The sequence below is a fragment of the Paenibacillus sp. N119s genome, from assembly GCF_059447605.1.
The window spans coordinates 23,101-29,100 of sequence record NZ_JCAJRU010000028.1; the positions used below are offsets into that span (position 1 = coordinate 23,101).

The window sequence follows — 6,000 nt, forward strand, 5'->3', positions numbered from 1 at the left end:
CCCTCCTAGTGAGCGGCTGTTATTCTTTTCTCTAGTATATGCTTCAAACCTTAATAGATGCTGTTGGTTTCCTTAAAATTAGCTGAAATTCAGGTAAAGTTCAGGTAAAAATAGATTAAATCTATGTCTAGTGGGACGTAAAGTAGCTTACAACGAGTTATCTGGCAGTAAAGGTTACAAAAATGTATTGTTTTGACACCTTGTACCAACATAAACCTGAAAGTACAATTAGAATGCGAGGAATTCGTGGAAATTTATGTCGAAAAGAATGGAAAAGATTCGAAGGATGCACTTGAAAGGGGAGAAACTCATTTATGAAGCCAAAAGCGGCTGCCGTGCTGCTTGTACTGTCTTTTTCAACAGGCTTGGTCACCACTGTCCAGGCTGACAGTTCATCAGGAAGCATTACAGCAAATGTGTCAGTTAATTCATCATCTGCTGCGGCTACGCCGAAGACATCATCTGTCACGGGACAGACTCTACCTCCATTAACGCTCAAGCAGGCAGTAGAATGGGCACAGACGAACAGCTACAATACGCGTTCTGCCGAGCGGGATGTAGAGCGGCGCAGACTTGAATTGAAAAATGCAGAAAAGGAGCTGGGCAATTCACCTGTCGATTATATAGACGATGCGTATGTGGATAATGAAACGTCCTGGAGGAATTACAGTTCCTCGACGTTATCTTATCTAGCCAGCAAAAAGCAGGCGCAATACGCCAAAGACCAGATTTATTTTAATGTAATGAAAAGCTATCAAAGTGTGTTTGTAGCAGAGAATCAGCTGAAAAATGATCTGGAGGCGCTGGAAATCGCCCAAGCGGAGGAAAAGATTGCCCTTGCCAAATTTGCACGTGGCAAGCTGTCTGAATATGCGAAAAACGAGAGCACACAGGCCAGGGTCCAGGCGGAACAAGCGGTTGAACAGGGAAAAATTGCATTGCAAAAATCCAGAGATGCACTCAACTTCCTCATGGGACAGCCTAACGGGACAGCCTATGAAATGGTGGATCGACCTGTGTACAAAGAACCGAAGAAGCTGGATATCGAATTACATATACAACAGCTGACAGACATGAATCCAAATTTGTGGAAGCTGGAGGATAGTATCAAAACTTCGGAACTTAATGTAAGATATTTTGATTTTAACAACGGCGCCGGTGCTTACGATCTAGCTAAAATGGATGTCGATACAGCTAAAGAGGAGCTTGCCAAAGGTCAAAAGGATTTTGCCGAATCACTCCGCAATTTGTATGCTACGGTTAAGGAAAACCAAAAGAAATACGTACAGCTGGAGGAAAGCTTGCGCACGGCAAAAGAAGCCTTGGAGTTATCACGCAAAAAGTGGGCCAGAGGTCTGGTTATCGAGATGGAATTGAAAAATAATCAGTTGAAAGTGAACCAGATTGAACGCCAAATGGAAGAGCTGGCGATCGAGTTGGATCAAAACGAGTATACGTTGAACAAGCCATGGAGCACATAGGGAGGAAAAGGCGTTGGCAGAAACGGTTTTAAATGATGCTTTAATCAAGCTACGGAGAAAACGGAGAAAAAAATGGATCTGGACTGCGATTGTTTTACTGGTTGTAGGCGGTGGCGGTGCAGCAGTATATCTGAATATGCCCAAAGAGCAGGCAGCACCTATAGTTCAGGATGAGAAGCTTAAAGTAGAGCGCGGCGATGTGAGCGAGAAGCTGGACACGTCCGGTACTGTGCAAGCATCCAAGGAAGTGAAGCTGAACTTCACGAGTGCAGGCGAAAACAAGCTGGCTGCGGTCAACGTGAAAGCCGGGGACAAGGTGAAAAAAGGGCAAGTACTGGCGCTTCTGGACAGCTCGGAAATTAAAATGCAAATTCAGAGTGCGTCTGATTCTTTGGAGATATCCAAATCCAAACTGGCTGAATTGGAGAAGGGTCCCAAGGCCGAGGACGTTGAAATTCAGAAAACCAATGTACTTCGAGCCAAAATGGCTGTCGATACAGCGCAAGAATCATTTGAGCTGGAAGAAGCCGAGAGTCAGAAGAAAGCTTCCCAAAAGCAGTTGGAGCAAGCGCGGAAGGCATATGAAGACCAAAAGTTTTTACACGATGCCGGGGCTGTATCCAACAGTGAATTGGAGCAGGCAGAGCAAGCACTGGATAAAGCACAAACAGACTATGATAATCTAAACTTACAGTTCCGCAAAATCATGTCGCAAAAACGTCGTACCATTTCAGAGGCTGAAATCGGTTACCGTGCCGCATTGGCTGAGCTTCACAAGACTCAGGTTCCGGCTGATGCATCGAGTATTCAATCCTCACGGATAGAGGTACGAAGACTGGCGACCGAGCTGGAGCAGAAAAAAAATGAACTGAACAAGCTTCAGGTCACGGCACCATGGGATGGTGTGATCCTGAAGGTAAACGGAGATGTGGGGACCAGTCCGACGGCTCCATTTATTACCATGAACAATTCGGATTCCAACGATCTTAAGGTAGTTGTGAAAGTAAGTCAGAATGACATTGTCAAGGTAAAAAAGGGGCTTTCGGCTGTGTTGTCAACCAATGCATATCCGGGTGAATCGTTTCCAGGGAAAGTGCAATTCGTCTCACCGGAAGCTTCTACGGATGAAGGGATGACCACGTATCTGATGGAACTGTCTGTTCACGACCCGAAAGGCAAGCTTAAAACAGGCATGATTATGAATGTGGCCGTTATTTTGGGAGTACACAAAAATGTACTGTTCGTTCCTGCAACTGCACTGAGATCCGAAGGAGGACAGGACGGCGTGTATGTATCCGCTAATAACGTTGCGAATCCGGGGGCACGCACTTTTAAGCCCGTAGAACTTGGATTTTACACGCCAGATCGTGTAGAGATTAAGTCCGGTGTTAAGGAGGGTGACACGGTTATTGTGCCTGCCCCTGAACCTCCGCCAGATCCTTCCGCAATGGGCGGCATGCAGGGAGGCTTTTAAACAGGCATGAGACATGTTATTCAAATTGAGGGTTTGAAAAAAGTATACCATGTTGGAGATCAGGAAATTCATGCTCTGCGTGAGGTTCAGCTTGATATTGCTGACGGTGATTTTGTTGCGATTATGGGACCGTCTGGATCAGGCAAGTCCACGATGATGAATGTCATTGGCTGTCTGGACTTACCTACGTCAGGACAATTTTATTTGGATGGATATTCGATACTAGATGCCCGCGAGGATGAACTGGCTATTATACGTAATCAGAAAATCGGATTTGTATTCCAAAAATTCCATTTGCTTCCGCGATCCACAGCTCTGGAAAACGTGGAACTGCCTATGATCTACGCGGGGGTTTCTGCCAAGGAGCGTCGTTTGCGGGCCATGGAAGCCCTCACAAGCGTAGGTCTAGGCGACCGGATGAACAACAGGCCAAACGAATTGTCAGGCGGTCAGCAACAACGGGTATCCATTGCACGTGCACTTGTGAACAATCCGGTTATTCTTTTGGCGGATGAACCGACAGGAGCCTTGGACTCCCGAACAAGTGTGGAAATCATGGGGATTTTCCAGCGATTGAACGATCAAGGGAAAACGGTTGTACTGGTTACTCATGATCAAGAGGTTGCGGAATATGCCAAGCGTCTGATTCACTTTCGGGATGGGCGGATTGAAGAGGATCAGCCTGTTGAGGAACGAAGAATGGCGGCAGAGGAAGTGAAGGCATGAAAATTCGGGAAATTATTCGTGTATCGCTTAACAGTTTGCGTACTAATATGCTGCGATCCTTGCTGACCATGGTGGGCATTATTATTGGAGTGGCTGCTGTGATTGCGATTGTAGCCATTGGTAAAGGATCAACGGCTACGATTACATCGCAGATCAATAGTATGGGAAATAATCTGCTGATGATTTATCCTTATGCTCCATATGATGGGTCAAGTTCCATGTCGTTTAATCAGACGAAAGGAATATCGCTGGAAGATATCGAGGCGCTAGAGCAGCAAAAGGCAGTAGCCGAGGTGGCGCCAAGTGCGATGACCAATGCAGATATTACGTGGAGTCGCAATAAGGTTAACGGGCAAATCGAGGGGACCTCGCTGGGATTTGTTCATGTGAGAAAGTTGTCGCTCGCTCAGGGCAGATCGTTTACCCACTATGAAGTGGATAAACGATTAAATGTGGCTGTATTGGGGAGTGATGCGGCCCGTAATATTTTTGGCCCGGATGCCTCCAAAGCGGTAGGTGAGATCATTATGATCAAACAACTGCCCTTTAAGGTGGTTGGTGTGCTGGCTAATTCCAATTCAAATATGAATAATAGTGGACAGCAGGTATATGTGCCGATCACTACGGGGATGGAACGACTAGGTAATATGAGCATTCAGCAGGTGAATGCCTCTGCAATAACGGAGGACAAGATTGATCAGGCAAGTGCTCAAATTCGGCAGGTGCTGCGTGTCAGACATGAGCTAAAGCCATCAGAGGGCGATGATTTTCAAATTATGACCCAGACGGAAATCCTAAAAACAGTGTCCGGGGTTGACCGGGTTATGAATATGCTACTGATCGGCGTGGCTGCAATTGCGCTTGGCGTTGGCGGTGTCGGCATTATGAATATTATGTTGGTGTCCGTCACGGAGCGTACGAGAGAGATCGGAATTCGCAAAGCGATCGGTGCGCAGCGCAGTGATATTATGCTGCAGTTTGTGGCCGAGGCTGTTTTTCTCAGTCTAATGGGTGGACTGGTCGGCGTAATGGTGGGTCTTGGGGGTGCAAAGCTGCTCGAGAAATTCGTCCAAATGCCAATTGTGTATTCGATGGAGCCAGTAGTGTATTCTTTTCTGTGCTGCATGGGAGTTGGAGTGCTGTTCGGAGTATATCCGGCGCGCAAGGCCTCGAAGCTGCGTCCGATTGATGCTTTAAGATATGAATAGGGAAACGGGTGCTTTACCTTACTCGAAAGAGAGGGATAAAGCACCCGTTTTTTGTATGAAATTTGTATGAAATAAGTGTTTTAAATGATAAAAGGACATGAATAACCACCTTAATTTTATATATGTGATGTTTTATATGATTTTTAAGGTTGCTTTATTATTATATATGACGTATTATATTCAATAACAGATCGCAAGTTAAAAAGGAGGGGCGTTCATCATCGACCTTACGGCAAGACAAGTAGAAATTTTAAATATCGTACAAAAGCATGCCCCGATTACGGGTGACCAGATTGCGGAAATGCTTAATCTCAGTAAGGCGACCATTCGGACCGACCTTTCCAAATTGGGCATTCTGAATTACATAGATGCAAAGCCCAAAGTCGGTTATTTTGTTGGAAAGCGGGGCACGCCGAACCGGGAGGAAAAATTCCGGCTTTTGCAAATGAAGGTCGGTGATCTTCACGGGGTTCCAGTCATCGTACGTGAAACAACCACAATTCAGGAAGCAGTCGTAGCCCTGTTTTTGGAAAATGTGAGCAATTTGATCGTCACTGATGAAGATGGGGATTTAGCAGGGGTAGCTTCCCGCAAGGATTTGCTCAAGGTCACGTTAGGCAATCCTAACGCAGCAACCATTCCTGTCAGTCTGGTGATGACCCGACAGGCAAATGTGGTCACTGTTTCCCCAGAGGATACCGTATTAGAGGCGGCACGCAAAATTATTGCCCGTCAAATCGACAGCCTGCCTGTCGTCGTCCCCTCGGATTCCAACAAACCAGGAGAGCACTGGAAAGTTGTGGGACGTATTACAAAAACAAATATTATTAAAATGTTGCTCGATATGGTAGCAGAGGATTAATGGGAGGAATCGAATGGTTCAGGCGAGCAGTCATTTTATAGCGATCTGTTCAGACTCGATTGGCGAGACGGCAGAAGCTGTCGTACAGGCGACCATGCGCCAATTTGAGTTACCAGACACAGAGATTAAAAGATTTATGAACGTGAGGGATGAAGACGAGCTGAGTCGGGTAATGGAGGAAGTTGCCGAGCGTAAGGGCTTTGTAGCTTATACGCTGGTACAGCCAGAATTGAGAGAGGCCATGAAGGA

Annotated in this window: 6 protein-coding genes; all 6 read left to right on the forward strand. The window is 46.2% G+C overall.

The annotated features are described in order from the left end of the window. Window positions 1–314 precede the first annotated feature (314 nt). Complete coding sequence (locus tag AC5V8P_RS05820; protein ID WP_064797383.1) at window positions 315–1,481, forward strand: TolC family protein; 1,167 nt, start codon at window positions 315–317, stop codon at window positions 1,479–1,481. A 13-nt stretch (window positions 1,482–1,494) separates the two neighbouring features. Beyond that, on the forward strand, window positions 1,495–2,955 hold the full coding sequence (locus AC5V8P_RS05825; protein ID WP_064797384.1) for an efflux RND transporter periplasmic adaptor subunit: 1,461 nt from the start codon (window positions 1,495–1,497) through the stop codon (window positions 2,953–2,955). 6 nt (window positions 2,956–2,961) lie between these two features. After that, the gene (locus AC5V8P_RS05830) at window positions 2,962–3,681 is read left to right on the forward strand and encodes an ABC transporter ATP-binding protein (protein WP_063213947.1); all 720 of its coding nucleotides are present in this window, start codon (window positions 2,962–2,964) and stop codon (window positions 3,679–3,681) included. Continuing rightward, window positions 3,678–4,889, forward strand: a complete 1,212-nt coding sequence (locus AC5V8P_RS05835) for an ABC transporter permease (RefSeq protein WP_063213948.1) — start codon at window positions 3,678–3,680, stop codon at window positions 4,887–4,889. Before AC5V8P_RS05830 ends, AC5V8P_RS05835 begins: the two co-directional genes overlap by 4 nt. A gap of 217 nt (window positions 4,890–5,106) precedes the next feature. Continuing rightward, on the forward strand, window positions 5,107–5,751 hold the full coding sequence (locus AC5V8P_RS05840; protein WP_063213725.1) for a helix-turn-helix transcriptional regulator: 645 nt from the start codon (window positions 5,107–5,109) through the stop codon (window positions 5,749–5,751). A gap of 13 nt (window positions 5,752–5,764) precedes the next feature. Beyond that, window positions 5,765–6,000 (forward strand): kinase/pyrophosphorylase (locus AC5V8P_RS05845; protein WP_495473575.1); only part of this gene is annotated, 236 nt, incomplete at its 3' end.

Bases quoted from the DNA above. Each gene is read 5' to 3' on its own strand.
- AC5V8P_RS05820 (WP_064797383.1), top strand. From the start codon at position 315: ATGAAGCCAAAAGCGGCTGCCGTGCTGCTTGTACTGTCTTTTTCAACA.
- AC5V8P_RS05830 (WP_063213947.1), top strand. From the start codon at position 2,962: ATGAGACATGTTATTCAAATTGAGGGTTTGAAAAAAGTATACCATGTT.
- AC5V8P_RS05835 (WP_063213948.1), top strand. From the start codon at position 3,678: ATGAAAATTCGGGAAATTATTCGTGTATCGCTTAACAGTTTGCGTACT.